This window comes from Pseudoxanthomonas sp. (assembly GCF_035999195.1).
Classification (GTDB): Bacteria; Pseudomonadota; Gammaproteobacteria; order Xanthomonadales; family Xanthomonadaceae; genus Pseudoxanthomonas_A.
The window spans coordinates 1,514,429-1,536,612 of sequence record NZ_DASYGY010000009.1 but is presented as its reverse complement, the minus strand read 5'-3'; the positions used below and the strand labels follow the sequence as shown (position 1 = coordinate 1,536,612).

Genomic DNA, 22,184 nt, shown 5'->3' with positions numbered 1-22,184 from the left:
GCGGCTAGAATCGCCGCATGCTGATCCGTGCCCTGATCGTCCTGCTGGTGGTGTTGAACCTCGGCACCGCCGCCTGGTGGCTGACCCGTCCTGCGCCGGCGCCCGTGCCGGGCCCTGACCTGCCCGCGGGCGTTGCCCGCCTGCAACTGGTGGACGAGCCCGCGCAGACGAACGCGCCGGCCATGTCGACGCCGGTCGCCTCGCCCGCGCCTGTCGCTCTCTGCTTCAGTCTGGGACCGTACACCAGCGAGAACGCGGCCATGCGGGCGCAGGCCGCGACGGCCGGACAGCTGCTGCGCGCCCGCCTGCGCGAAGTGCCGGGCATCAGCGCGAGCGGATACCAGGTGGTGATCCCGCCGGCCGCATCGCTGGAGGACGCACAGGCGGTGGCCGCGAGGATCGGCGCGGCCGGCTTCGATGATTTCCTGGTCGTGCGCCAGGGCGACCAGGCGAACGGCATCGCGCTGGGGCGGTACCGCAGTCGCGAGGCGGCCGAGCGGCGTCTTGCGCAGCTGCAGGCGGCCGGCTTCCCCGCGCAACTGCAGCCGGTGGGCCGTGCCGGTCCGGGGTTGTGGTGGCTGGACGCCGGCGTCGCCGACGGCATCGACCCGATCGCCATCGCCCGCGCGGCGTCCAGTGGCGCGCCGCAGCCGCTCGAATGCACCGCGCTGCGCTAGAATTGCGCCCCACGCCGCTTTAGCTCAGCTGGTAGAGCAACCGCCTTGTAAGCGGTAGGTCATCCGTTCGATTCGGATAAGCGGCACCATCTTCCGCGGACGCGCCATCGCACCATGTGTTGCGATGCCACAGCCCCGTCATCGCCGACCGCATAGACTGTGCGCCTGTTTCCCGCAGGACGTACCCATGAGCCGAGCCTTTCCTCCCGTGTCCCTGATCGGCGTGCCCACCGACGTCGGCGCCGGCCATCGCGGCGCCCGCATGGGGCCGGATGCGCTGCGTATCGCGGGGCTCGGCGAGGCGCTGGCGGCGCGGGGCGTGGACGTGATCGACACCGGCAATGTGCAGGGACCGGCCAACCCCTGGACCGGCCCGGTCGGCGGTTACCGCCATCTTGACGAGGTGGTCGCGTGGAACCGTGCGGTAATGGAAGCGACTGCCGCCGAACTCGAGCGCGGCCGGCTTCCCATCATGCTGGGCGGCGACCATTGCCTGGCGATGGGCTCGATCACCGCCGTGGCGAGGCATTGCCGCCAGGCCGGCAAGAAACTGCGCGTCCTGTGGCTGGACGCGCATTCGGACTTCAACACCAGCGAGGTCACGCCGTCGGGCAACATCCACGGCATGCCGGTGGCCTGCCTGTGCGGGATCGGGCCCGATGCGCTGACGAAGCTGGGCGGCGAGTCCCCGGCGATCACGCCGGCGATGGTGCGGCAGATCGGCATCCGTTCCGTCGATCCGGAGGAGAAGAAGCTGATCAAGGACCATCAGGTCGATGTGTACGACATGCGCTACATCGACGAGGTCGGTATGAAGCGCACCGTGGAAGCGGCGCTGGAAGGCGTGGATGCCGACACCCACCTGCACGTCAGCTTCGACGTGGATTTCCTGGACCCCAGCATCGCGCCGGGCGTGGGTACCACCGTGCCGGGCGGCCCCAACTACCGCGAGGCGCAGCTGGTGATGGAAATGATCGCCGACACCGGCCTGATGGGCTCGCTGGACATCGTCGAACTGAACCCGGTACTGGACCGCCGCAACCGCACGGCCAAGCTGACGGTGGACCTGGTGGAAAGCCTGTTCGGCAAGTCGACGCTGATGCGCGACTGAGGGGAGGCCCGCGGGAAAACTGCGGCTGAATCGCGCCGAGGGCGCTTCACGCGGCCTATACGCGCCGGCGCCGAAGGTGCACGCACACGCCGCCACGTGGTGGGACGCACCCGCTGGCGGCACCCCTATCCACCCAGGAGATGACACATGAAGCGTGCAATGATGCTGCTGCTGACGGCGATGTTCTCAATGGCGGTCCTGTCGGGCTGCAACACCATGGCCGGTGCCGGCAAGGACGTGCAGAAGGTCGGCGAGAAGGTCGAGGACAAGGCCCAGGACTGCAAGGACGGCAAGTGCTGATGCACGTTGTCTGAGACGGCCGTCCTCCGGGGCGGCCCACGAGGGGCCGGGAAACCGGCCCCTTCTTTTTTTCGCAGACCGCAGGCGGATGGTCAGCCGCCAGCCAGCGTGCTTGAATGACACTGCGCGGGTGGCGCGGCGAGGCCTGACCTTCCGGTGTCCGCCGCTCCAGTCCGCCCATACCGTCCACAGGAGTCGCTTATGAAGCGTGTCGCCGCGTTGCTGATGTTGTCCCTGTTCTCCATCGCCGTGCTGTCCGGCTGCAACACCGTCAAGGGGTTCGGTCAGGACGTGCAGAAGGTGGGCGAAAAGGTCGAGGATTCTTCCGGCAGGTAAGCGCCGGAACGTTCTTGCCACCCGACGGGCCGCGATGCGGCCCGTCTTGTTTTCGGGCATCCGGCACGGCGTGTTCGCTGCCGCGAAGAGGTCGTCATTCCACTGAATCGTTCAGCACTTCCTAATGCCGCGTTGACGCGCGTTTGATCGGATGGGAACGCACGCGCGGCGATGCTGTCCGTGCGGCGCCCCCTGCCGCTCACCCAATGAGGCAACACCATGAATCAGGACATCATCGCCGGCAACTGGAAGCAGCTGAAAGGCAAGATCCAGGCGAAGTGGGGCGATCTGACCGATGACGATTTCAAGGTCGCGGAAGGCAACGCGGAGTACCTGGAGGGCAGGTTGCAGGAGCGGTACGGCTACGACCGCGATCGCGCGCGTACCGAGGTCGCGGATTTCCAGCGCGCGCTGCGTTCGGACAGCACCTTCAAGCACTGACCTGCTTCCCCTGACGCTGTAGAGAACGGGCCGCCCCAGGGCGGCCCTTTTGTTTGCCGGTCGCGGCTGTCGTCAGCGGCGGCGGGGCGGATCGGCGACGAAGCCGCCCGGGAACGCGCGCGGGGCATCGTCGTGCCACGCCGGTCCATGGCGGTGCGGCACGATGCCCATCGCGACCAGACGGCGGTGTTCGTCATAGCGCAGTTCGCTGACCTGCTCAGGCTGGCGGGTCGCGCGGTCGAAACCGGTGCGCGACGTCGGCGCCCACTCGCGCCCGCCATGGCCGGTGCCGATGCTCTGCTGGCGTGCCGAATCGTCGGCGAGGATGCTGCGCGCCGATGCCGCGGGCGAGGCTGCTTCGGCTTCCATCCGCTTCTCCATCGTCCCGCGCGCGATGGGCGGTGGCATGTAGTTCGGATAGCGGTACGTGCGTGCCTCGCGGAAGGCGGCCACGCCGATCACACCGACATGGCGCGGACGGCCCGTACGCGCGGCGTAGCTGTCGCCGAGGTCGGTGAACACGAACTGCGCCACCTCCCGCATCGACTTGCGCCAGCCGCTGATCTCGGTGACCTGCCACGGTTCCAGCACATAACCGGCCTGCGACGGGTCCGCCGTCTGGCCGGTGACGGCATTGATGCCGTCCACCGACAGCACCACCAGCACGCGTTCGCCGGTGGTGTTGGCCAGCCGCACACTGTAGTGGTGGCCAGGCGTGCCGGCGACCCACAGGTCGCCGCGATGCGGATACCGGGCCAGCGATTCGCCGGTGTCGCGGTCGATCACGCTGACATCCACCAGCGGACGGGCGTGGGCGGGGGTGCATGCGGCGATCAGCGCCAGCGTGGCCAAGGTGGTGAGGAAGCGATGCAGCATGTCCGTTCTCCGGGTGGGGACGGTGCTGGGAACGGGCCGGAGCCGGGAACGGGGTGACGGCTTCGCCTGATCGGTTAAGCGGCCAGCAGGCCGTCTGCGACGCCGTGTCGCATCGCGCCGCCGGCAACGCTTGGCCCCAGCCGGTAAACTGCCGGCTTTCCCGCACCGCACGCTTCGCACATGACCACCCGCGTCCTCACCGGCATCACCACCTCGGGCACTCCGCACCTGGGCAACTACGTGGGCGCCGTGCGCCCCGCGGTGGCCGCCAGCCGGGCCGCGGATACGGAAAGCTTCTATTTCCTGGCCGACCTGCACAGCCTGATCAAGGCGCAGGACCCGGCGCGCACCCAGCGCTCCACGCTGGAGATCGCCGCCACGTGGCTGGCCTGCGGGCTGGAGCCGGACAAGGTGTGGTTCTACCGCCAGAGCGACGTGCCGGAGATCACCGAGCTGACGTGGTTCCTGACCTGCGTGGCGGGCAAGGGCATCCTCAACCGCGCGCATGCCTACAAGGCGGCGGTGGACAAGAACAATGCCGACGGCGAAGACCCGGATGCGGGCGTCAGCGCGGGCCTCTTCATGTACCCCGTGCTGATGGCCGCCGACATCCTGATCTTCAATGCGCACAAGGTGCCGGTGGGCCGCGACCAGATCCAGCATATCGAGATGGCGCGCGACTTCGGCCAGCGCTTCAACCACGTGTACGGCAAGGAGTACTTCACCCTGCCGGAGGCGCTGGTCGACGACCACGTGGCCACGCTGCCCGGCCTGGACGGGCGCAAGATGAGCAAGAGCTACCACAACACAATTCCGCTGTTCGCGCCGCGCGACGAGTTGAAGAAGCTGGTGTTCTCCATCCTGACCGATTCGCGCGGGCCGGGCGAGCCGAAGGACACCGAGGACTCGGCGTTGTTCCAGCTCTACCAGGCCTTCGGCAGCGCGGAGGAAACGCGCGCGTTCGCGCAGCAGTTCGCCGACGGCATCGGCTGGGGCGAGGCCAAGCAGCAGCTGTTCGAGCGTATCGATGCGGAGATCGCCCCGCTGCGCGAGAAGTACGAGGCGCTGATGGCCAAGCCGGCCGACATCGAAGCCATCCTGCGCGACGGCGCGCGCCGCCTGCGCGAACGCTACGCCACGCCGCTGCTGGCCGAGCTGCGTCATGCGGTGGGCCTGCGCGACCTGTCGCAGCAACCGGTGGTCGAGGCGAAGGTCGCGGCGTCGAAGGCGGCGCTGCCGGCGTTCAAGCAGTACCGCGATACGGATGGCCGCTTCTATTTCAAGCTCACCGACGCCGAGGGCAGAGTGCTGGTGCAGAGCAACGGCTTCGATTCGCCGAAGGACGCCGGCAAGCTGATCGGCGTGCTCAAGCAGGCCGAGCAGGCGGACGCGATGGAGACGCCGGAGATCGTGCTGCAGGTGCCGGTGGCGGACGTGCTGGCGGCGCTGGCGGCGTTGCGCGCGGCGGAGGCCTGAGGCCATGCCGTACCTGGCGGTGATCCTGTTCCTGCCGTGGTTCCTGCTGCTCGGTTCGCTGTACTGGCTGTTTCCGCGCCAGCCGCGCAGCGCACGCCGCGCTGGCTTCGACCTCGTGGTGCTGGCGGTGGCGTTCGTGCTGAGCGTCCTGGGCATGCAATGGGGTTATGCGCTGGGAGCCGCCGATGCGGGCACCGGCGCGATCTGGAAGCAGGTGCTGGCGACGCTGGTGGCCTACGGCGCGTTCCTGTTCGTGCTGACGCTGGCGGTGCCGCTGCGCGGCTGGTGGCTGTCGCGCGGTTGAGCCGCGCGTCGACGGGGCGTTCCACCAAAGGCGGGTCGTGCCGTCGCGGCTCGCGGACTAGAATCGGACCATCCGACCCCACACAGGCCCGCGGATGAGCCTCGACGGCATCCATACCATCGACACCGCCTTCCAGCGCGATCACTTCGACGCGGCCTATCTCGTCGTCGAGGCTGGGCGCGGCGCCTTCATCGACTGCGGCACAAACCATTCCGTGCCGCTGCTGCTGGCCGCGGCGCAGCGCGCCGGTCTCGCGCCGGCGGACATCGACCTGCTGATCGTCACCCATGTGCATCTGGACCATGCGGGCGGTGCCGGCCTGCTGATGCAGCACCTGCCGAACGCCACACTGGTCGCACACCCACGTGCGGCGCCGCACCTCATCGACCCAGGGAAGCTCATCGCCGGGGCGACCGCGGTGTATGGCGAAGAGGAAATGCAGCGCAGCTACGGTGCCATCCAGCCCGTACCGGAGGCCCGCGTACGCATCGTGGCCGATGGCGAGACGGTGATGTTGGCCGGACGCGCGCTGGAATGCATCGACACGCCGGGCCATGCCCGCCACCACCATTGCATCTGGGACGCGCGCAGCCGCAGCTGGTTCACCGGCGATACCTTCGGCCTGTCGTACCGCGAACTGGATGGACCGGCGGGCGCCTTCATCCTGCCGACCACCACGCCGGTGCAGTTCGAACCGGGCGCGTTGAAGGCCAGCATCGCGCGCATGGTCGCGTACGAGCCCGACGGCATGTACCTGACCCATTATGGCCGTGTCGGCGACGTGCCGCGACTGGCGCAGGCGCTGTACGAACAGATCGATGCGATGGTGGCGATCGCCGACGCCTGCGACGGACGCGCCGACCGCCACCGCTGCCTCACCGCCGCGCTGTCGGCGCTGTATCTGGAGCGTGCCCATGCCCAGCAGGTGCCCCTGGCGGACGAGGACGTGCTGCGTCTGCTCGCCATGGACATCGAACTCAATGCCCAGGGCCTGGGCGTGTGGCTGGATCGTGGGCGGCCGTGAGGGTGTGTTGCTTTCTGTAGGAGCGACGTCAGTCGCGACCGGATGCGATCAGTGATGAGATGCTTCTTCGTGCGCGGTGCAGTCGTGTCTTTCAGGAAGAACAGGTTTCCCGATTCGTACGGTCGCGACTGACGTCGCTCCTACAACAGGCGCATCGCATAGACTCCCGGTGTTTCCACGCAAGGTCATCTCCATGAAATCTCCGCTCCCGCTCCTGTTGTTGTCCTTGTGCGCGATGCCGGCACTCGCCGCCGACATCCCCGGCGGCGGCATCAGTGCCGACAACCTGTCGCGGCATGTGCGCGTGCTGGCGTCGGACGAGTTCGAGGGCCGCGCTCCGGCGACGCCGGGCGAGGAGAAGACGGTCGCCTATATCGTCGACGAATTGAAGAAGGCGGGCGTACGGCCCGGTGGCGAGCAAGGCGGCTGGACCCAGGATGTGCCGCTGGTGCGTGCGCAGGTGGAGGGCGCGGTGAGCGCATCGTTGCGCATCGGTGGCGAGACTCAGACGCTGACCAACGGCGATGACGTGGTGCTGCAGAGCCTGAGCCCGGTCGATCGTGTCGCGCTGGTGGACGCGCCCCTGGTGTTCGTCGGCTATGGCATCACCGCACCCGAACGCGGTTGGGACGATTACAAGGGCGCCGACCTGAAAGGCAAGGTCGCCGTGGTGCTGGTCAACGATCCCGATTTCGAGACCGACGCGCCGGGTGCGTTCGACGGACGTGCGGTGACCTACTACGGCCGCTGGACGTACAAGTACGAGGAACTCGCGCGCCAGGGCGCCGCGGGCGCACTGATCGTGCACGAGACCGCACCGGCGGCCTACGGTTGGGCGACGGTGCGTGCGTCCGGCCTGTCGGCGGTATTCGACATTCCGCGTCCCGATGCGGCGACCTACCACACGCTGCTGCGCGGCTGGATGCAGCGCGACCTGGCGGTGTCGCTGTTCAAGCGCGCTGGACTCGACTTCGAGGCGGAGAAACGTCGTGCGCAGACGAAGGCGTTCACGCCGGTGGCGCTGGGCGGCGCGACGCTGTCCGCCGCGTTCGCCGTCAAGCGCGACCAGGTGGTGACCCGCAACGTCATCGGCAAGCTGGAGGGGGCGCGGCGTCCGGACGAGACCGTCATCTACTCCGCGCACTGGGACGCGTTCGGCGTGGGCGAACCGGACGCCTCGGGCGACCGTATCCGTCACGGCGCGGTGGACAATGCGACCGGTGTCGCCGCGGTGATCGAACTGGCGCGCGTGTTCGCCGCCGGTCCGCGCCCGCAGCGCACGCTGTTGTTCATGGCGCTGACGGCGGAAGAGAAGGGCCTGCAGGGCGCCACCTATTACGCCGCGAATCCGCTGGCACCGCTGGCCAAGACCGCAGCGGTGCTCAACATCGAAATGCTCAGTCCCGACGGCCCGAACCGCGATATCGCCTCGTGGGGCCAGGGCCGCGTGTCGCTGGAAGGCGATCTCAGGCGCGTGGCCGAAGCGCATGGGCGCACGTACTCGCCGGACCCCAACCTGGAAGCCGGTTTCTTCTATCGTGCCGACCACTTCGCGTTCGCGCGCGCGGGCGTTCCCGCCATCACCGTGGGCGCCGGGCTGGACCGCCACGACGGCGGCGTCGCGAGCGGCAAGGCGCTGCGCGAGGCCTACTTCGCCCGCTGCTATCACCAGCCCTGCGACGCGTGGACGTCGTCGTGGGACGCCAGCGGCCAGGCACAGGATGTGGCGCTGCTCCATACGCTCGGCCGGGAGATCGCGGACAGCGATGCATGGCCGCGTTGGCTGAACGGTTCAGAATTCAAGGCGGTGCGCGAGCGCAGCGAGACTGAACGGAAATAGCGGCGCTGGCGCACGCCGTTCATGTGATTCGCTGCGCTATGCTGCGCATCCTTTCGCGCACCGGAACGTCCGTGGCCCCTCTTCACGCCCTGGTCTATCAGAGCCAGGCCACGCGCCCGCTGGATGCCGCGGACCTGGACCAACTGCTGCTGGATGCGCGCGTGGCGAACGAACTCGCCGACGTGACCGGTGCGCTGTTGTATGGCGGCCAGCGGTTCTTCCAGTATCTGGAGGGCACGCGCGCCGATGTCGAACAGATCTACGCGCGCATCGCCCGCGCCAGCCAGCATCACCGGCTGGAGATCCTGGAGCAGGGCAGGGTGGACAAGCGCCTGTTCCAGCGCTGGCACATGGGGTTCGCCAAGGCGCCGCAGACGCTGGTGCAGCAGCTCAGCCAGTCGCAGTGGCAGCGCGAGATGCCCTGGCTGGAAGACGAGTCCGCCGCCTCTCCCGGCCTGGCCCGTCTGTTGACGTTCTGGAAGGACGAAGCGGTGCTCGCGCACTGAGCCGCGTCACGGCCACCGGTTCGGTGTGCCGCGCGCGTTGCGCTCGTCCATGGGTACCACGCAGAAGCGGTGCCCGGTAGGCGCTTCCATCACCCACCAGCGCTGGTGCACGTGCCGTACGCGTCTGGCGCCCAGCGCTTCCAGTCGCGCGACTTCGGCGTCGATGTCGTCGGTCTCGATGTCGAGATGCACACGGGCCTCGTGCTTCACCTTCTGCACCTCGATGTGCAGCCCGCCCGGACCGGGCTCGAACTTGTCGTAGAGCCCCACGCCACCGTCATCGGGATGGGTGACCTTCAACCCGAGCGCCTCGCTCCAGAACGCGGACGCGGCGGGCAGGTCGTCGACTTGGCTGTCGATGATGAAACCGGCAAGGCGGCTGCGATGGGTCATGGCGTGTCACTCAGTCCCAGGTGGTAGGCGCGGCAGCGCCCGGGCGATCGCGCAGTCGCACGACGCAGAACCGGTGCCCAGTGGGCGCTTCCATCACCCACCAGCGCTTGACGAAGCCGATCCGCTTCGCCCCCAGCGCCTCCAGCCGGTCCGCTTCGGCATCGATGTCGTCGCTCTCGATGTCCAGGTGCACGCGCGAGGCGTGCTCCACGCGCTGTACTTCCACGTGCAGGCCGCCGGGTGCATCGCCGAGCTCCGCATAGCGCGCCTGCCCCTCTTCGTACGTATCGGTGGCCGGAAGTCCGAGCGCTTGGCTCCAGAACTCGGCGGCCGCATCGTGATCGCCTCCCTGGCAATCGATGATGAAACCGGCAAGACGGCTGCGATGGGCCATGGCGGCACCTGCGGTAGGGGTCTGCGTGCCATCCTGCCACGCACTGCGGTCGGATGCCGACCGCAGTGTCCGGTGTCGCGGGCGGGGCAGGCGACACGAGTCAGCGCCGTGCACCCGCGCGGCGCGCTCCGTCAGGCCGGCAGCGCCAGATCGTCGATCAGCGCCTTGAGGAAGCGTGCCGCTTCGCCGCCCGTGCAGGCGCGGTGGTCGAAGGTCACCGACAGCGGAATGACCTTGTGCGACTCGAAGCCGCCCATGACCGGGGTGACCTGGTGGCGGGCGCGACCGGCGGCGACGATGGCCACGCAGGGCGGCACCACCACCGGCGTGGCGTAGCGGCCGGCGAACATGCCGAAGTTGCTCAGCGAGATCGTGTAGCCGGCCAGTTCCGACGGCGGGATGCTGCGGTCTTCCACCTGCATGCGCAGGCGGTTGATGCTCTCGCGTACGCTGCCCGCGTCCAGCAGGTCCGCATTGCGCAGCGCGGGCACGAACAGGCCGTCGTCGGTGTCCACGGCGATGCCGATGTCCACGTGCGGATGCAGCGTGCGGGTCAGCTTGTCGCCGTCGAACCAGGCGTTCATCGCCGGCACCGTCTTGCAGGCGCGCACGATGGCGCGCACGAGGCGGCCGGTCATGTCGTTGCCGGGCGTCCACGCATGAATGTCTGCGTCGTCGCTGAGCGTGGTCGGCACCACCTTGGCATGCGCATCGGCCATGACGCGCGCCATGTTGCGGCGTACGCCCTTGAGTTGTTCGGGCTGGCCGCTGACGGAGACGCCGGGCGGCTGCGTGCGCATGGGCTTGCCGCTGGCGGACAGTGCGGTGCGTTGTTCTTCCCTTCGCGCCTCGGCAGAAGGTGCCGATGTGGTGGTGGAGGGTTCGGTGCGAGCGCGAGCAACCGGATGCTGCGCACCTTCACCCCCGACCGCTCTCGCGGTGGGAGAGGGGAGCAGGTTGGAACCATCGGCGGCGGCCCGCTTGACGTCCTGCATTGTCACGGCGCCATCGGCGCCGCTCGCCCGCACGCGGGTCAGGTCCACGCCGAGCTTCTTCGCCATCGCGCGCACGGCCGGCATGGCCTTGACGCCGCCGACGGCGATGGCCTGTTCGGTGTGCACCGCATTGGACGACTGCATGGCGCCGACCACGGTGCCGGCGTCGGCGTCCTTGTCTGTGGGAGCGACGTCAGTCGCGATAGGGGTTGCAGCGGGTGTCGGGTTCGCGACTGACGTCGCTCCCACGGCGGACTTGGGCGGGCCGTGGTGGTGGCCGGTGTCCTGGCCTTCCGCGCGCTGCGGCAGGCTGGCGTCGGGTTCGAACACGGCCAGCATGCTGCCGGTGACGACGATGTCGCCGGCCGCGCCGGCCAGCTTGACCACCTTGCCGGAGACGGGCGAAGGCACTTCGACGACGGCCTTCGCCGTTTCCATCGACACCAGCGGCTCGTCCAGCCGGATCACGTCGCCTTCCTTGACGAACCACTCGACGATGGTGGCGTCCGGGAGGCCTTCGCCCAGGTCGGGCAGGTGGAAGGTCTTGCTCTCGCTCATTCGTATGTCCTGAGGGTGTCGCGTGTGCGCTTCTGATAGTAGAGCGGAGCTTGCTCCGCTGCTTTTTCCCGGCCTGCGGAGCGGAGCAAGCTCCGCTCTACGGGTTAGGTAGGCGATGGAGTCACCCGTTCGCCATCGCCCGCTTCGCCGCGGCGACGATCTTGTCGACGCTGGGCAGGTACTTCATTTCCAGGCGGAACAGCGGGATGTGGGTGTCGTAGCCGGTGACGCGCTCGACCGGGGCCAGCAGGTCGTACATTGACTGCTCGGCCAGGCGCGCGGCGATCTCGGCGCCGAAGCCGGCGGTGCGCGGGGCTTCGTGCACGATGACGCAGCGCCCGGTCTTGGCGACGGATTCGGCGATGGTGTCGAAGTCGAGCGGACGCAGCGTGGCGACGTCGATGACTTCGGCGCTGATGCCTTCGCCGGCCAGCGCGTCTGCGGCTTCCAGCGCTTCCTTCACCTGCGCGCCCCAGGTCACCAGGGTCACGTCGGTGCCGTCGCGCAGCACGAAACACACGTCCAGCGGCAGTGCTTCGCCGTCATCGGCGACCACTTCCTTGTACTGACGGTAGATGCGCTTCGGCTCCATGTAGATGACCGGATCCGGATCGCGGATCGCCGCCAGCAGCAGGCCGTAGGCGCGCTGCGGCGAGGACGGCATCACCACGCGCAGGCCGGGCACGTTGGTGAAGATGGCTTCGTTGGCCTCGCTGTGGTGCTCCGGCGCGCGGATGCCGCCGCCCCACGGCACGCGCAGCACCATCGGGCAGTGCAGGCGGCCGCGCGTGCGGGTGCGCAGGCGCGCGGCGTGGCAGATGATGTGGTCGACCATCGGATAGACGAAGCCGTCGAACTGCGCCTCGGCCACCGGCTTCATGCCCTGCGCGGCCAGGCCGATAGTCAGGCCGGCGATGGTGGTTTCGTCCAGCGGCGTGTCGAGCACGCGCTCGGGGCCGAACTTCTGCTGCAGCCCCGCGGTGGCGCGGAACACGCCGCCGTTCACGCCCACGTCCTCGCCCAGCACCAGCACGGCGTCGTCGTGCGCGATCTCCCAGGCCAGCGCCTGGGTGATGGCTTCGATCAGGGTGATGGCGGTCGGGGTCGCCACGGCGTCCGGCTTCGCGACCGACGTCGCTCCCACAGGCTTGTTCTCGGGCTTCATGACGGTGCTCATGGGCGGTTCTCCGCGGCGATCGCGGCGGCACGCTGCTGCAGCAGCTCCGGCGGCGGATCGGCGTACAGGTAGTCGAACATCGCCTCGACCGGCTGCACCGGCGTGTTGAGGTAGGCGTTGACCTCTTCGTCCACGCGCGCGCCGCATTCCTCTTTCCACGCGGCTTCGTCGGCTTCGCTCCAGGCGCCCTGCGCGGTCAGCCAGGTACGCAGGCGCGTCATCGGTTCGCGTTCCCAGCCGGCCTTCACTTCGGCGTCGTCGCGGTAGCGGCGGGCGTCGTCGGCGGTGGTGTGGTCGGACAGGCGATAGGTGACGAACTCGATCACCGTGCCGCCCTGGCCCTTGCGGGCGCGTTCGCTGGCGCGGCGCATGCCCTCGAGCACGGCGATCAGGTCGTTGCCGTCCACCTGCAGGCAGTGCAGGCCGCCGGCCAGGCCCTTCTGCGCCAGCGTCTGCGCGCCGGTCTGCGCGCTGCGCGGTACCGAGATCGCCCAGCCGTTGTTGATCACGCCCAACACCAATGGCAGCTCGTAGGCGCCGGCGGAATTCAGCGCGGCGTAGAAGTCGGTCTTCGAAGAACCGCCGTCGCCGCAGGTCGCGACCGCGATGTGCGGCTGCTTGCGCAGCTTGAACGCCAGCGCCGCGCCGGCCGCGTGCAGGCACTGCGTGGAGATCGGCACGCAGAACGGGAAATCGTTGCGCGCATCGCTGTCGCGGTCGAAGTCGCTGCCGCGCTCGTCGCCGCCCCAGTACATCAGCACGTCGCGCGGTTTCACCCCGCGCATGAACATGGCGCCGTATTCGCGGTAGCTGGGCGCGTAGACGTCGCCGGCGCGCATCGAGGCGCCGATGCCGACATGGGTGGCCTCGTGGCCCAAACAGGCGGCATAGGTGCCCAGCTTGCCGGTGCGCTGCAGCGCGATGGCCTTGGTGTCGAAGGTGCGCACGAACAGCATCTGCTTGAACAGTTCGCGCAGGCGGGCGACATCGCGCCCGGCCTCCGGCAGGTCGTCGCGCACCAGGGTGCCGTCGGGGCCCAGGTACTGTAGGTATTCGATCTCGAAGCTTGCGGCGATGCTCATCTGGACGGGGGTCTCGTCGGCCGGCGGAATTGGTTTCAAATGTAATTTTAGGAGCGGAGCGCTGTGTAGCCGTCGTGCAATGCAACAAGACGGGGGTGGATGGCGGGCGACCCGGCGCGGAAAACGGTGCGGAAACAGATGCTTGCCCCGATGGCGCTCGGTGTCAGTCTGCATCCAGCTGGAGCGGCAAACCGGTGATGCGCGTCGCGGGTTGCGCAAACGACAAGGGGCGCGGTTGCCCGCGCCCCTGTCGACCCCACGATCGCGAGCAAGTTCAGCGGATGCGCTGGACCAGGCGGTCGTGGTTGTTGGCGGGGTCCGGGTCGGTCGTCGTGCTGCTCACCGTGGCCTCGAACTCCAGTTCCGTCCCGCGTTTCGGCTTGCCCGGTACCACCAGCGCAAAGGCGAGCGTCTGCACGCCGCGGGACATGGCGCCCCGGCGGCTGCAGTCGGCGGCGGCGCCCTCGGCGGTGTCCTGCACGCGCGTGCAGCTCCAGCCGCTGGGGGCGGCGACGGCGGCGTAGCGGGCATCGACATTGCTGGTCAGGCGCACCGTCACCTGCTCGGCCGCATCGGGACCGGCATTGCGCACGGGCACCAGCAGCGTGGCGATGGTGCCGCGACGCAGCGGCAGGGCGGCGCCCAGCAGCTTCACCGACAGGTCGGCGCGGGTCTGCGGCAACGCGGCCACGGCCACCGAGACGGCGGCGGTGTTGTCGCCGTCGGCCGGGTCGGACACGGTCGAGTTGGCCGACACGCCCAGGCCCAGCGTGGCACCCGCTGCGCTGGCCGGGACGACGGCGTCGATGGCGAAGGTCGCTTCGTCACCGACCGCCAGCGACGGCACGGTGCAGGCGACGCGCGTGGTGCCGGCGGCGACGTCCGGTGCCGCGCAGCTCCAGCCCGCCGGCAGCGAGGCCAGCGACGGCGACAGTTCGGCCGAGAACACGAAGGCGAACGCCGCCGGCGACGCCGCGCCGGGACCGGCGTTGCGTACCGTGGCGGTGTAGCGCACGGTCTCGCCGACGCTGGCGCTGCTGCGGTCCGCCGTCACCGCCGCCGACAGGTCGGCGCGGGCGAAGGACGGAACGCGGATGCTCAGGCGCACCGGATCGTGGTCCGACGAACGCACGGCCAGCGAGGCATCGCCGAAGTTGTCCACGCCGAAGTCCGCGTTGATCCGCGCATGGTCCACGCGCAGGCCGGCGTCCATCACCAGGGCTTCGTTGACCAGCACATGGTCCAGCGTCTGCGCGTTGCCCTCGAACGAATACGAGTAACGCTGTGCGGGATCGGCGATCAGCTGCGAGCCGTCGACCAGCGGCACGGTCAGTGGGCTGGGCATGTACGTCAGCACCTGGTCTTCCGGCGCGGCGTTGCCCCGGATGATGCCCATCACGTCCACGTAGCCGTCGTTGAATTCGAACGCATTGAAGTCGCCGACCAGCACGATCTTCTCGTCCGGGTTCGCCTGCTGCATCTCCTGCACCAGCTGCGCCAGGTAGACCGCCTGGGCGCCGCGCTTCACCCGCACGCGCTCGCCGCCGGTGGCCCAGCCGCTGCTGCCGGGCAGGGTGTCGTTGATGTCGTTGAGCGAACGCAGGTGGTTGACGATGACCGTCAGCGGGTAGCTCGAGGTCGCGTCCTGGTGCACGCGGGCGCGCAGGCGCAGCGGCGGACGGTCGTTGAGCACGCTGGTGGTGCCGTTCGGATTGGCGATGGTGGTCTCCTTGCCGAACTGGGCCACGTCCAGCACCTCCACGCGCGGCAGGCCATCAGCGGTCGGGCGCGAGCTGATCAGAAAGCCGACGTTGATGCCGCCCACGTCGTTGCCCGGCTGCAGGTACGGCACGTAGCCCGGGCGCGCGGCGCAGGTGGCGTCGATGCGCTCGGACAGCAGCTGCAGCACGCGCAGGTTCTCCACTTCCACCGCGCCCAGGATGTCCGGCGCCTTCAGGTAGTCGCAGATCGCCAGCGCCGCCTTGGCCAGGCGCTTGTCCAGCGCTTCCGGCGTCAGCGTCACCGCGCCGTTGCTGTCGTTGACCTCGTCGAACAGGCGCAGCAGGTTGAAGCTGCCGACGGTGACTTCGTCGTAGCTGGGGTCGTTGACGGCTTCCGGCAGGCGGCCACCGCTGACGGTCGGCGGCGTGCCCACGTCGGGCAGCAGCGCCCAGGTGCCGGCGAAGTAGTCCAGCACGCCCAGCAGGCCCGCGACCTCGGCCCCGGTGTCGACCGACAGCGGCTGCGCGCCGACCTGGCCGCGGCTGCGCACCATCAGGCGTTCCTGGTTGGTGTCGAAGCGCGGCGGGTTCTTGCCGGCCGGCAGGGTGATGGCATCCATCACGCCGATGCCGGGTTCGCGGAACGGACGCGCGACGCCGGGCAGGGCGACGTGGAACACCCCGTCGCTGAAGGACAGCGCGTCGTTCTCGTCGATGCTGCCGCCCGACGGCGCGATCACCACCGACTGCGCCACGCTCACGCGCATGCCTTCCAGGCGTTCCAGCGTACCGGGCAGGGCGTCGGGGCCGAGTTCGGCGGCGGTCAGCTCGATCGCGGCGGGCAGGGCCACGCCGGTTTCCAGCACCTCCACTGTCGGCGTGACGATCTCGGTGATCGCCAGCTGGTGCGGATTGGACGACGGGGTGTATTCCTCCACCGTACCGGTGACGCGCACGCGGTTGCCGACGGCGGCGGTGGCCGGCGGCGCGCTGCTGGTGAAGACGAACACGGCGTCGGACGTGGCCGGGTCGCCGTCATCGTTGGCGGCCTGCAGGAAGAAGCCGTTGTTGAACTTGATCGCGGTGACGATGCCCTCGGTGACCACGCGCTTGCCGTTGTGCGGGGACAGCAGGCCGTTGCCCTGGATCTGGGCGATGGTCAGCGCCAGCGGCGGATCGGGCGGTTCCGGCGGCTCGGCGCCGCTGTTGCGCGGATTCGGCGCGCCGACCGCGAAGTCGGCGCCGTTGTTGTCGGTGTCGATGCTGCCGTCGCCGCCACGCAGCGCGGCGGTGGTGTTGCTGAGCGTGCCGGTCGGCGCGCTGCCTTCGAAGCAGTTGGCGGCACTGCCGAAGCCGACGAAGTCCACCACGTTGGCATCGGCGATCGGGCAGGCCCCCGTCAGCGCCGTGGTGCTGCGGCTCAGCGCGACCTTGCCCGCGGTGCCCGCCATCGCGATGGTGCCCACCGCGTCGGGCGTGGGCAGGTCCACCGTGCCGCCGGCCCCCTGCGCCTGCTGGATCAGGTAGAAGCCGCCGGCCGAGATGCTGCCGCTGAGGTTGGTGCGGCCATTCCAGGTGGTGCCCGTGGAGGAGGCGTACTGCACGCTCCAGCCGGTCAGGTCGACCGCGGTGGGTCCGTTGTTGCGCAGCTCGATGAAGTCGTTCTTCAGCGTGGCGCCGCTGTTGCCGCCGCCGCCGTAGACCTGGCTGATGACCACCTGCGCCTGCGCCGACGTGGCGGCCAGGAGCAGGACGAAAGACGCAAGCACGGCCGCGACGCGGCCCCGTGGCATTTCCATGTAACGGGTTCTCCCTCGGTGGAATGGACGCCGCCCCCTGTCGGAGGCGAACCCGCCCCCGGCCGACGCAATGTAACCAAAGCCTGGGCTACACGCATTTCATCGGCATGACATAAGTGCCCGGTTTCATTCGGCTTGTCAGGTGCCCCGAGCGCCATCGGTTACGCTGGCGCCCCCGCCGCATCCCGTGGCGCCCGGTGGATCGACGGATGGCCCTAGAGAAGAACGAACGCCCGCTGGAAGCCGGCATCCACACCGACCTGTCGGGCCGCATGAGCTACGGCGGCTACCTGCAGCTGGACCGTCTGCTGTCCGCGCAGCACCCGGTCTCGGACCCGGCGCACCACGACGAGATGCTGTTCATCGTGCAGCACCAGGTCTCGGAACTGTGGATGAAGCTGATGATCCACGAGCTGCAGGCCGCCATCGGCTTCCTGCAGCGCGACCAGGTGTGGCAGTGCCGCAAGGTGCTGGCGCGCAGCAAGCAGGTGTTGCGGCAGCTGACCGAACAATGGTCGGTGCTGGAGACGCTCACGCCGTCCGAATACATGGGCTTCCGCGACCTGCTGGGGCCGTCGTCCGGCTTCCAGTCGCTGCAGTACCGCACCATCGAGTTCCTGCTGGGCAACAAGAACGCCGCGATGCTGAAGGTGTTCTCGCACGATCCGCAGGGCCATGCCGGGCTCGAAGCGGTGCTCGATGCGCCCAGCCTGTACGACGAGTTCCTGATGTACCTCGCGCGCTGGGGCCATGCCATCCCGGCGCAGCACCTGCAGCGCGACTGGCGCCAGTCGCACGCCGCCGACACTGCCCTGCTGCCGGTGTTCGAGGCCATCTACGAAGACACCGACCGCTACTGGCGGGAGTATTCGCTGTGCGAGGACCTGGTGGACCTGGAGAGCCAGTTCCAGCTGTGGCGCTTCCGCCACATGCGCACGGTGATGCGCATCATCGGCTTCAAGCGCGGCACCGGCGGGTCCAGTGGCGTCGGGTTCCTGCGCCAGGCGCTGGAGCTGACGTTCTTCCCGGAACTGTTCGATGTCCGCACCTCGATCGGGCCCGGCCGCTGAACGAGGGGCGCCTCACACTGGGCAAGCGCGGCAAGCGGGGCTGGTAGCATGCGGCGGAACCTACCCGCAGGACCGCTCCCGCCGATGACGCCTACCGCCCAGGACACCGCACGCCGCTCCCTCGCCACCCGCTTGCTCGACCTGGTCGAACGCACGGGCAACCGGCTGCCCGACCCGGCGGCGCTGTTCCTGATCCTGATGGTGGTGGTGTGGCTGGTCTCGTGGTGGCTGTCGGGCGTGTCGTTCAGCGCGATCGATCCGCGCTCGGGCGAGCCCATCCGGATCGTCGACCAGCTGGCCGGCACCTCGCTGACCGGCTTCATGGCCGGGCTGGTGAAGACCTTCGTCAACTTCCCGCCGCTGGGCGTGGTGCTGGTGGCGATGCTGGGCCTGGGCGTGGCCGAGCACACCGGTTTCATCAACGCCGTGCTGCGCAAGATCCTGTCGGTCACCCCGCGCATGCTGCTGACGCCGATGCTGATCTTGGTCGGCATCCTCAGCCATGTGGCGGTGGACGCGGGCTACGTGTTGGTGATCCCGCTGGGCGCGGTGATCTTCTATGCGGCGGGCCGCCATCCGCTGGCCGGCATCGCGGCGGCCTTCGCCGGCGTGTCCGGTGGCTTCTCGGCCACCGTGGGCATCCCGTCCTCGCTCGATCCGATGCTCGCCGGCCTGACCCAGACCGCGGCACAGGTCGTCGCGCCGACGCTGGAGGTCAACCCGCTCAACAATTTCTACTTCACCACCGCGTCCACGCTGCTGATCGTGCTGGTGGGTTGGTTCCTGACCGACCGCGTGATCGAACCGCGCCTGCGCGGCACGCCGGTGGATGGCGATCCGGCCGGCCTGCCGCAGATGGAGGCGGTGGCGCGCGCGGAGAACCGCGGCCTGGCCTGGGCCTTGGGCGCGATGGTGGTGGCGGCGGCGCTGTTCGCCTGGAGCCTGGCCGGCGACGATTCGCCGTGGCGCGCGGCCGCCGACCAGGTGCCGCCGCAGACGCATCCGCTGCTGGCGCCCGCCGCGCCGCTGATGCAGTCGATCGTGGCGCTGATCTTCGTGTTCTTCCTGCTGCCGGGCATCGTCTACGGCTACGCGGCCGGCACGGTGAAGACCCACCGCGACATCGTGCAGGGCATGGCCAAGGCGATGAACGGGATGGGCTACTACATCGTCATGGCGTTCTTCTGCGCGCAGTTCATCGCCGCGTTCGGCAACTCCAACCTGGGCGCGCTGGTGGCGGTGGAGGGCGCGGACCTGCTGCGCTCGCTGGGCCTGCCGATGGGCATCACCCTGGCCGGCATCATCCTGCTCACCGGCGCGGTGAACCTGCTGATCGGTTCGGCGTCGGCCAAGTGGGGACTGATCGGCCCGATCCTGGTGCCGATGCTGATGCAGCTGGGCGTGTCGCCCGACCTGACCCAGGCCGCCTACCGCGTGGGCGATTCGACCACCAACATCATCACGCCCCTGATGCCGTACTTCCCGCTGATCGTCGTCTACTGCCGGCGCTACGTCACCGGTACCGGCATCGGCACGCTGATCGCGATGATGCTGCCGTACTCGCTGGCCCTGCTGGGCACGTGGACGCTATTCCTGCTGGGCTACTGGGCGCTGGGACTGCCGTTGGGCGTGGGCGCGAGCTACGAGTACGCGCCGGCCTGACCGGGCCATCGGCGAGGAAAATCCTTTCTCCTGCAACCACTTGGCTCCCTGAACAGCGGGAGCCGCGCCTGTGCGCCATTGCGGGCCGGTTTGACGCCCGCTGCCCGCGTCGGTAATCCTCGCGCGTCCCGTGCCCGCGGCACGGACCATTGAAGTCCTGAACCACTTTAGAAGGGGGAGCCCGCATGAGCGGAGCCGTCGATACACCAAACCCGGAACGGATACCGGAATTCAAGCAGTTGCTGGGTCATCCGCGTCCGCTGTGGATGCTGTTCATGACCGAGTTCTGGGAACGCTTCGCGTTCTACGGCATGCGCTGGGCCCTGGCCCTCTACATCGTCGCGCAGTTCTACGGCGGCGACAGTGCCGGTGAGGCGCCCGCCAGCCGGCTCTACGGCGCGTACCTCGCGCTGGTCTACGCGGCAGCGCTGTTCGGCGGCTATGTGGCGGACCGGGTGATCGGCTACCAGCGTTCGATCCTGCTGGGTGCGGTGATCATGGCGGCCGGCCTGTTCCTGATCATGTTGCCCAACGAAGCGCTGTTCAAGCTCGGTCTGGCGACCGTGATCGCCGGCAACGGTCTCTTCAAGCCGAACATCTCGACGATGGTCGGCAAGCTGTATGCGACCGGCGACGAGCGACGCGACTCGGGCTTCACGCTCTTCTACATGGGCATCAACCTGGGCGCGATGATCGCGCCGTGGCTGACCGGATTGCTGGCCGAGCGGATCATGGGCGGCACGCCTGCCATGCCCGCCTACAAGGTGGTGTTCCTGGTCTCCGGCATCGGCATGCTGATCAGCCTGGTGTGGTTCTGGTTCGGTCGTGCCCAGCTGCAGGGCATCGGGCGACCGCAGGAGGGCACGGAAGGTGCCGGGCGTGTGCTGGTCACCGCCGTCTGCGCCATCGTCGCCATTCCGGTGATCTACTTCCTGCTGTCCATCGGTGCAGGCGCGCTGCAGTGGATCCTGACGCTGCTGTTCGTCGGCCTGTGCGCGCTGATCCTGAAGGAGGGCTTCAAGGATGGCGCGGTGCGGCGCGACATGGCCATCGCCATGCTGATCATCTTCGTCTTCAACGTGCTGTTCTGGTGCTTCTTCGAGCAGGCCGGCAGTTCGTTCAACTTCCTTGCGCAGAACATCGTGAACCGCGATTTCGGCGGCTGGGTCTTCCCGGTGGGCTGGTTCCAGTCGGTCAATTCGCTGGCGATCATCACGCTCGCGCCGGTACTGGCCTGGCTGTGGGTGAAGATGGGCAGCAAGAACCCGTCGATCCCGCGCAAGTTCGGCCTGGGCCTGATCTTCAACGGCCTGGCGTTCCTGCTGCTGATGATCGCGCTGTCCAGCCTCGTCGATCCGGAGACGCTCAAGATCCCGTTCTGGACGCTGTTCATGGTGTACGTGATCCAGTCGGTCGGCGAGCTCTGCCTGTCGCCGATCGGCCTGTCGATGGTCACCAAGCTGGCGCCGGTGCGCCTGGTCGGGTTCGGCATGGGCGGCTGGTTCCTGTCCACCGCCATCGGCAACAACCTGTCGGGCATCTTCGCCAGCCACGTCAGCGGCGAGACCGGCATGACGGTCGAGTCGGCCCATGCGGGCTACACGATGGGTTTCTGGATCCTGCTGGGCTCTGGCGCGCTGCTGTTCCTGATCGCGCCCCTGATCCAGAAACTGATGCACGGCGTGAAGTGACGCGTCGGCGCGCGCCCGAAGGGCGCGCCTTTGCCGATGCGTCATCCCCGCGAAGAGCCTGCCCTCGAATGCATGAGTCGGGGGCGGGGATCCAGAGAGAAACGGCGGCCATCGGCCGCCGTTTCTCGTAGAGCGGAGCTTGCTCCGCTGCTGCTGGATTCGTACGCATCGCGCAGCCGAGCAAGCTCGGCTCTACGGGAGGGGGCCTCAACCCTCGATACGCTTGACGCCCTCGCCGGCCAGCTTGTCGATCAGCTGGTCGAGCATCGTGCGCTCGTCCTCGCTCAGCGGTTCCAGCATGCGCTGGTGGTATTCGATGACCATCGGCGCGACCTCGTCGTAGACCCGGAAGCCCTCGTCGGTCAGTGCCAGCACCGACCGGCGGCGGTCGTCGCCGTGGATCTCGCGCTGGATCAGCGCCCGTTCCAGCAGGCGGGCCACCGCCCGGCTGACCGCTACCTTGTCCATGGCCGTGCGGCTGGCCACCTCCCCCGCGGACAGGCCGGGGAAGCGCCCCAGCACCGCCATGACCCGCCATTCGGTGATGGCCAGGCCGAAACGGCGGTGGTACTCGCGCGAAATCGCGCTGCTGATCCGGTTGGACAGCACGCTCAGCCGATAGGAAAACAGGCGGTCGAGGTCGAAATCGGCGTGGATGGCGGGGCTGGCTGGCTGGCTCATGCTGCGCTGCTACTTGTTGTTGGTTTCAGCTGAAACTATAGAATGGGTCAAATCCCGGCAAGCCTAGCGA

21 protein-coding genes and 1 tRNA gene are annotated in these 22,184 nt (G+C 68.7%); 14 read left to right on the top strand and 8 right to left on the bottom strand.

From position 1 onward, the window contains the following. Window positions 1–17: 17 nt before the first annotated feature. From VGN58_RS14300 to VGN58_RS14275, 6 genes are all read left to right on the top strand, one after another. The gene (locus VGN58_RS14300; protein ID WP_327483847.1) at window positions 18–677 is read left to right on the top strand and encodes an SPOR domain-containing protein; all 660 of its coding nucleotides are present in this window, start codon (window positions 18–20) and stop codon (window positions 675–677) included. Between the two features lie 13 nt (window positions 678–690). After that, a tRNA-Thr gene (locus tag VGN58_RS14295) sits at window positions 691–766 on the top strand. A gap of 98 nt (window positions 767–864) precedes the next feature. Continuing rightward, window positions 865–1,788 (top strand): arginase, encoded by a 924-nt coding sequence (gene rocF / locus VGN58_RS14290; RefSeq protein ID WP_327483846.1) that lies wholly within the window; start codon window positions 865–867, stop codon window positions 1,786–1,788. 147 nt (window positions 1,789–1,935) lie between these two features. Then, window positions 1,936–2,088: an entericidin A/B family lipoprotein gene (locus tag VGN58_RS14285; protein ID WP_055937078.1), complete on the top strand. Its 153-nt coding sequence runs from the start codon at window positions 1,936–1,938 to the stop codon at window positions 2,086–2,088. Window positions 2,089–2,289: 201 nt separating this feature from the next. Beyond that, on the top strand, window positions 2,290–2,424 hold the full coding sequence (locus VGN58_RS14280) for an entericidin A/B family lipoprotein (RefSeq protein ID WP_327483845.1): 135 nt from the start codon (window positions 2,290–2,292) through the stop codon (window positions 2,422–2,424). A gap of 219 nt (window positions 2,425–2,643) precedes the next feature. Beyond that, a complete protein-coding gene (locus VGN58_RS14275) occupies window positions 2,644–2,865 on the top strand; it encodes a CsbD family protein (protein ID WP_327483844.1) in 222 nt (73 codons plus the stop codon). A gap of 72 nt (window positions 2,866–2,937) precedes the next feature. Here the strand turns inward: VGN58_RS14275 and VGN58_RS14270 are convergent, their stop codons facing one another. Then, window positions 2,938–3,741: a hypothetical protein gene (locus VGN58_RS14270; RefSeq protein ID WP_327483843.1), complete on the bottom strand. Its 804-nt coding sequence runs from the start codon at window positions 3,739–3,741 to the stop codon at window positions 2,938–2,940. Between the two features lie 180 nt (window positions 3,742–3,921). Here VGN58_RS14270 and VGN58_RS14265 point away from each other — a divergent pair, with 180 nt between their 5' ends. The 5 genes from VGN58_RS14265 (at window position 3,922) to VGN58_RS14245 (ending at window position 8,891) form a co-directional block, all read left to right on the top strand. Next, on the top strand, window positions 3,922–5,217 hold the full coding sequence (locus VGN58_RS14265; RefSeq protein WP_327483842.1) for a tryptophan--tRNA ligase: 1,296 nt from the start codon (window positions 3,922–3,924) through the stop codon (window positions 5,215–5,217). A 4-nt stretch (window positions 5,218–5,221) separates the two neighbouring features. Next, window positions 5,222–5,521, top strand: a complete 300-nt coding sequence (locus VGN58_RS14260) for a hypothetical protein (RefSeq protein WP_327483841.1) — start codon at window positions 5,222–5,224, stop codon at window positions 5,519–5,521. 94 nt (window positions 5,522–5,615) lie between these two features. Beyond that, window positions 5,616–6,545, top strand: coding sequence for an MBL fold metallo-hydrolase (locus tag VGN58_RS14255; protein WP_327483840.1), 930 nt, complete (start codon window positions 5,616–5,618; stop codon window positions 6,543–6,545). Window positions 6,546–6,738: 193 nt separating this feature from the next. Beyond that, on the top strand, window positions 6,739–8,385 hold the full coding sequence (locus VGN58_RS14250; protein WP_327483839.1) for a M28 family metallopeptidase: 1,647 nt from the start codon (window positions 6,739–6,741) through the stop codon (window positions 8,383–8,385). 71 nt (window positions 8,386–8,456) lie between these two features. Beyond that, window positions 8,457–8,891, top strand: coding sequence for a BLUF domain-containing protein (locus tag VGN58_RS14245; RefSeq protein WP_327483838.1), 435 nt, complete (start codon window positions 8,457–8,459; stop codon window positions 8,889–8,891). A gap of 6 nt (window positions 8,892–8,897) precedes the next feature. Here the strand turns inward: VGN58_RS14245 and VGN58_RS14240 are convergent, their stop codons facing one another. The 6 genes from VGN58_RS14240 to VGN58_RS14215 form a co-directional block, all read right to left on the bottom strand. Next, window positions 8,898–9,284 carry a VOC family protein gene (locus tag VGN58_RS14240; RefSeq protein ID WP_327483837.1) on the bottom strand — a complete coding sequence of 129 codons (387 nt, stop codon included), beginning with the start codon at window positions 9,282–9,284 and terminating at the stop codon, window positions 8,898–8,900. A gap of 10 nt (window positions 9,285–9,294) precedes the next feature. Next, window positions 9,295–9,678 carry a VOC family protein gene (locus tag VGN58_RS14235; protein WP_327483836.1) on the bottom strand — a complete coding sequence of 128 codons (384 nt, stop codon included), beginning with the start codon at window positions 9,676–9,678 and terminating at the stop codon, window positions 9,295–9,297. Window positions 9,679–9,809: 131 nt separating this feature from the next. After that, window positions 9,810–11,231: a dihydrolipoamide acetyltransferase family protein gene (locus VGN58_RS14230; protein WP_327483835.1), complete on the bottom strand. Its 1,422-nt coding sequence runs from the start codon at window positions 11,229–11,231 to the stop codon at window positions 9,810–9,812. 121 nt (window positions 11,232–11,352) lie between these two features. Then, window positions 11,353–12,396 (bottom strand): alpha-ketoacid dehydrogenase subunit beta, encoded by a 1,044-nt coding sequence (locus VGN58_RS14225; protein ID WP_327484673.1) that lies wholly within the window; start codon window positions 12,394–12,396, stop codon window positions 11,353–11,355. Window positions 12,397–12,404: 8 nt separating this feature from the next. Further along, the gene (gene pdhA, locus VGN58_RS14220; RefSeq protein WP_327483834.1) at window positions 12,405–13,490 is read right to left on the bottom strand and encodes a pyruvate dehydrogenase (acetyl-transferring) E1 component subunit alpha; all 1,086 of its coding nucleotides are present in this window, start codon (window positions 13,488–13,490) and stop codon (window positions 12,405–12,407) included. A gap of 274 nt (window positions 13,491–13,764) precedes the next feature. After that, entirely contained in the window at window positions 13,765–17,010 is a 3,246-nt protein-coding gene (locus VGN58_RS14215) for a lamin tail domain-containing protein (RefSeq protein WP_327483833.1), read from the bottom strand. A 209-nt stretch (window positions 17,011–17,219) separates the two neighbouring features. Between VGN58_RS14215 and VGN58_RS14210 the strand changes: the two genes are divergently transcribed. The 3 genes from VGN58_RS14210 (at window position 17,220) to VGN58_RS14200 (ending at window position 21,433) form a co-directional block, all read left to right on the top strand. Continuing rightward, a complete protein-coding gene (locus tag VGN58_RS14210) occupies window positions 17,220–18,080 on the top strand; it encodes a tryptophan 2,3-dioxygenase (RefSeq protein ID WP_327483832.1) in 861 nt (286 codons plus the stop codon). 84 nt (window positions 18,081–18,164) lie between these two features. After that, window positions 18,165–19,742: an AbgT family transporter gene (locus VGN58_RS14205; RefSeq protein ID WP_327483831.1), complete on the top strand. Its 1,578-nt coding sequence runs from the start codon at window positions 18,165–18,167 to the stop codon at window positions 19,740–19,742. A gap of 185 nt (window positions 19,743–19,927) precedes the next feature. After that, a complete protein-coding gene (locus tag VGN58_RS14200; protein ID WP_327483830.1) occupies window positions 19,928–21,433 on the top strand; it encodes an oligopeptide:H+ symporter in 1,506 nt (501 codons plus the stop codon). Window positions 21,434–21,640: 207 nt separating this feature from the next. Here VGN58_RS14200 and VGN58_RS14195 read toward each other — a convergent pair whose 3' ends face one another. Continuing rightward, entirely contained in the window at window positions 21,641–22,114 is a 474-nt protein-coding gene (locus VGN58_RS14195; protein WP_327483829.1) for a MarR family transcriptional regulator, read from the bottom strand. Between the last annotated feature and the right edge of the window lie 70 nt (window positions 22,115–22,184).

What these genes read in the sequence shown, in the direction of transcription:
- VGN58_RS14300 (WP_327483847.1), top strand. Translation starts at nt 18, where the DNA reads ATGCTGATCCGTGCCCTGATCGTCCTGCTGGTGGTGTTGAACCTCGGC.
- rocF (WP_327483846.1), top strand. Translation starts at nt 865, where the DNA reads ATGAGCCGAGCCTTTCCTCCCGTGTCCCTGATCGGCGTGCCCACCGAC.
- VGN58_RS14285 (WP_055937078.1), top strand. Translation starts at nt 1,936, where the DNA reads ATGAAGCGTGCAATGATGCTGCTGCTGACGGCGATGTTCTCAATGGCG.
- VGN58_RS14280 (WP_327483845.1), top strand. Translation starts at nt 2,290, where the DNA reads ATGAAGCGTGTCGCCGCGTTGCTGATGTTGTCCCTGTTCTCCATCGCC.
- VGN58_RS14275 (WP_327483844.1), top strand. Translation starts at nt 2,644, where the DNA reads ATGAATCAGGACATCATCGCCGGCAACTGGAAGCAGCTGAAAGGCAAG.
- VGN58_RS14270 (WP_327483843.1), bottom strand. Translation starts at nt 3,741, where the DNA reads ATGCTGCATCGCTTCCTCACCACCTTGGCCACGCTGGCGCTGATCGCC.
- VGN58_RS14265 (WP_327483842.1), top strand. Translation starts at nt 3,922, where the DNA reads ATGACCACCCGCGTCCTCACCGGCATCACCACCTCGGGCACTCCGCAC.
- VGN58_RS14260 (WP_327483841.1), top strand. Translation starts at nt 5,222, where the DNA reads ATGCCGTACCTGGCGGTGATCCTGTTCCTGCCGTGGTTCCTGCTGCTC.
- VGN58_RS14255 (WP_327483840.1), top strand. Translation starts at nt 5,616, where the DNA reads ATGAGCCTCGACGGCATCCATACCATCGACACCGCCTTCCAGCGCGAT.
- VGN58_RS14250 (WP_327483839.1), top strand. Translation starts at nt 6,739, where the DNA reads ATGAAATCTCCGCTCCCGCTCCTGTTGTTGTCCTTGTGCGCGATGCCG.
- VGN58_RS14240 (WP_327483837.1), bottom strand. Translation starts at nt 9,284, where the DNA reads ATGACCCATCGCAGCCGCCTTGCCGGTTTCATCATCGACAGCCAAGTC.
- VGN58_RS14235 (WP_327483836.1), bottom strand. Translation starts at nt 9,678, where the DNA reads ATGGCCCATCGCAGCCGTCTTGCCGGTTTCATCATCGATTGCCAGGGA.
- VGN58_RS14230 (WP_327483835.1), bottom strand. Translation starts at nt 11,231, where the DNA reads ATGAGCGAGAGCAAGACCTTCCACCTGCCCGACCTGGGCGAAGGCCTC.
- VGN58_RS14225 (WP_327484673.1), bottom strand. Translation starts at nt 12,396, where the DNA reads ATGAAGCCCGAGAACAAGCCTGTGGGAGCGACGTCGGTCGCGAAGCCG.
- pdhA (WP_327483834.1), bottom strand. Translation starts at nt 13,490, where the DNA reads ATGAGCATCGCCGCAAGCTTCGAGATCGAATACCTACAGTACCTGGGC.
- VGN58_RS14215 (WP_327483833.1), bottom strand. Translation starts at nt 17,010, where the DNA reads ATGGAAATGCCACGGGGCCGCGTCGCGGCCGTGCTTGCGTCTTTCGTC.
- VGN58_RS14210 (WP_327483832.1), top strand. Translation starts at nt 17,220, where the DNA reads ATGGCCCTAGAGAAGAACGAACGCCCGCTGGAAGCCGGCATCCACACC.
- VGN58_RS14205 (WP_327483831.1), top strand. Translation starts at nt 18,165, where the DNA reads ATGACGCCTACCGCCCAGGACACCGCACGCCGCTCCCTCGCCACCCGC.
- VGN58_RS14200 (WP_327483830.1), top strand. Translation starts at nt 19,928, where the DNA reads ATGAGCGGAGCCGTCGATACACCAAACCCGGAACGGATACCGGAATTC.
- VGN58_RS14195 (WP_327483829.1), bottom strand. Translation starts at nt 22,114, where the DNA reads ATGAGCCAGCCAGCCAGCCCCGCCATCCACGCCGATTTCGACCTCGAC.